This is a genomic window from Paraburkholderia oxyphila NBRC 105797 (assembly GCF_000685075.1).
Lineage (GTDB): Bacteria > Pseudomonadota > Gammaproteobacteria > Burkholderiales > Burkholderiaceae > Paraburkholderia > Paraburkholderia oxyphila.
Map to the genome: position 1 here is coordinate 1 of NZ_BAYD01000246.1, position 2266 is coordinate 2266.

Consider the following 2266-nt stretch of genomic DNA (forward strand, 5'->3'; position numbering starts at 1 on the left):
GCGGCCGCACGGCTGCAGGCTGATCGAGTGCAGGGAGTCCCATGCGCTCGCGCACGATCGGGTCCCGGTACTTCACGTCATCCGATACGCTCGCAAGCGCAGAGATTTCACCCGTGGCCTTTGCAAGCGGCGCTGTCGTGCCCGGGCACAGGTGGCCGGTCGCCTCGACGGCACGACGGTTTGCGTCGCTCTGGCACAGCAGCGCGAGTGCGACGTCCGTCAAGCCCATTGCACGGAATTCACGCGCATCGAGGCGGCGAACGCACGCCTGGTCAACCAGCGTCGAACCGGCGGTCGCACCGAAACCCGGCGCGGAGAAGCCAAAGCTCACGGACCCCATGCACGTATCCGACAGGGTGGTCGTCAGACCAGGCGCCTGGATTGCGGGGTTGGTTTTGATCGTTTGCGTGCCCGAGTAGGCGACGTTCTCCTGCGACTGCGTATTGTATGGACTCGATCCGGGAGAGCCTGCGGCCTGGTTCGCAACCGGCGTCGCCGAAGACCCGTTTGAAGCCGTATTGGCACTGGCAAGCTGGCTTGCTGCAGGAAGCGTCACGCTCACGCTGACCGAGGAATTGCCGCTGCCTCGCAAGCTCGACGTCGCCTGCGAGTTGCCGCTATTGCGCAAGCTCGACGTCGCCTGCGAGTTGCCGCTATTGCGCAGGCTCGAGACGCTGCTATTTTGTGAGTTGCCGCTTCCGCTGATCGAGGAGGTGCCACTCGAGGCTGCTGAATTGCTGTACGACCCGGAGTTTGAATCCGAAGTCGTTTGCGCTTGAGCAATCCCCGCAAGCGCAAACAGCGCGACACACGCCAACATGATTTTGCTGCTGTTCATTTGCTTCTCCCGGATTAGGAATCGTTGAACGACCCTAACAACCAAATAGCCATCGGATTCTTGTAGGTGACGGCTACTGTTTCCCCGCGTTGTCAAACTGCTTCCAACCCTGACCCAGGAGCGACCAGGCATCGACCTTTTCGCCCTGGACAGGCTGACTTTCTGGCCTTCAGCGTGATCCCCCGAAGGTTTCGACTTGTCTGACGGTACGGTTGTTTGGGTTTGATACTGACCGTTTGATGCTTGCAAACTCGATTGCCCGTTACCCGATGCGGGCATTGCCTGCGCCAAGACCGTTGACGTTGCGAATGCAAGAGCAACGGCAATCCACTTCTGTTTCATGCCAACTCCTTGCAGGTGAAGAGTTGAGACGAGGACCAGCATGCTGCGCTGGTCCGTACCCTGTGGCGGCCATTAGCTGCCAGAATTTGCGTTCCCCGAGCTTTGGCTTCCGCCCGCCGCCGACGATTGCCCCGCGCTTCCGGTGCTGCCGGCAGTTGACGAATTTCCCTGACCCGAACCCGAGGTGGCGGTCGAGCCATTGTTTCCGCTGGTTGCAGCCGCGCCCGCACCCGCAGCACCAGCGTCGGTGCCAGAAGTCGCGGTGTAGTGGGTTGCGCCAAGCGTGATCGACGACGTGACCCCACCCGACAGCGCGTTGGTCGTGGTCGACGTTCCCGGCGACGACGACGTTCCTTGAGAAACCCCGATCGCCCCACCCGCAGCGTACGAACCTCCAAGCCCGCTGCCACTGGTGCTCGAGTTGGAGTAGTGCGCCGCGCCGGCAGTCGAGTTGCTACCGCCGGTCGTCGAGGTACTCGTGGAATTGGTCGCTGCCACATTGGTCGAGGAGCTGGAATAGCCTCCCGAACCGATCAGCACCGACCCAGTCGTGCCGCTCGCGGTCGACTGTGTCTGGGATGACGTCGCTGGAGCTCCGGCCCAGGCTGATGCGGATGCCAGGGTCATCACGGCAGCGAAGATCAAGTTCATCTTCATGTTTTGTGCTCCTTATTTCTCCGGCGAGAAGAGCCGAGTCCGATTTTCGTCAGACATTCAGACTCGGCGCCAGCGATCACCTGACGGTGAACCGCTTAGTGCGACGACGCATTTGCGCTTGCGCCCGAGCCGCCGGTCGACGTAGCGCTCGACTCGCCGTGACCCTTGCCGAACGCGGCTGCACCCTCGACGTTTTGGGAGTTCGTGGCCGTGTACGAGCCGTTCAACCAGCGATTGCCGCCTGCGACGGCAACTGCGTTCGCACCTTGCTCACCACCGGCGATTGCGGCTTGAGCGCCGTTCCCGTAAACGCTGGCGCTCGTTTGCGAGCCACCACCGCTCGACGAGCTGGTCGACGTACCAGCGAACGCTGCACCGGACATTGCCAGAACTGCTGCTGCAATGAGAAGCTTCTTCATGGCTAACTCC

Annotated in this window: 3 protein-coding genes and 1 pseudogene; 1 reads left to right on the forward strand and 3 read right to left on the reverse strand. The window is 61.7% G+C overall.

Translation table 11 applies throughout. From position 1 onward, the window contains the following. Positions 1 to 340, reverse strand: a pseudogene (locus BO1_RS60670) (chemotaxis protein CheA); the annotation flags it as partial. A gap of 103 nt (positions 341 to 443) precedes the next feature. Here BO1_RS60670 and BO1_RS60675 point away from each other — a divergent pair. Then, complete coding sequence (locus BO1_RS60675) at positions 444 to 779, forward strand: hypothetical protein (RefSeq protein ID WP_028223750.1); 336 nt, start codon at positions 444 to 446, stop codon at positions 777 to 779. Between the two features lie 473 nt (positions 780 to 1252). On the opposite strand, the gene BO1_RS58715 is transcribed toward BO1_RS60675, so the two are convergent. Together BO1_RS58715 and BO1_RS48625 are read right to left on the reverse strand one after the other, a co-directional pair. Continuing rightward, positions 1253 to 1837, reverse strand: a complete 585-nt coding sequence (locus BO1_RS58715) for a hypothetical protein (protein ID WP_084688857.1) — start codon at positions 1835 to 1837, stop codon at positions 1253 to 1255. A gap of 95 nt (positions 1838 to 1932) precedes the next feature. Next, a partial coding sequence (locus tag BO1_RS48625; RefSeq protein WP_322788567.1) for a hypothetical protein occupies positions 1933 to 2266 on the reverse strand: 334 nt, incomplete at its 5' end.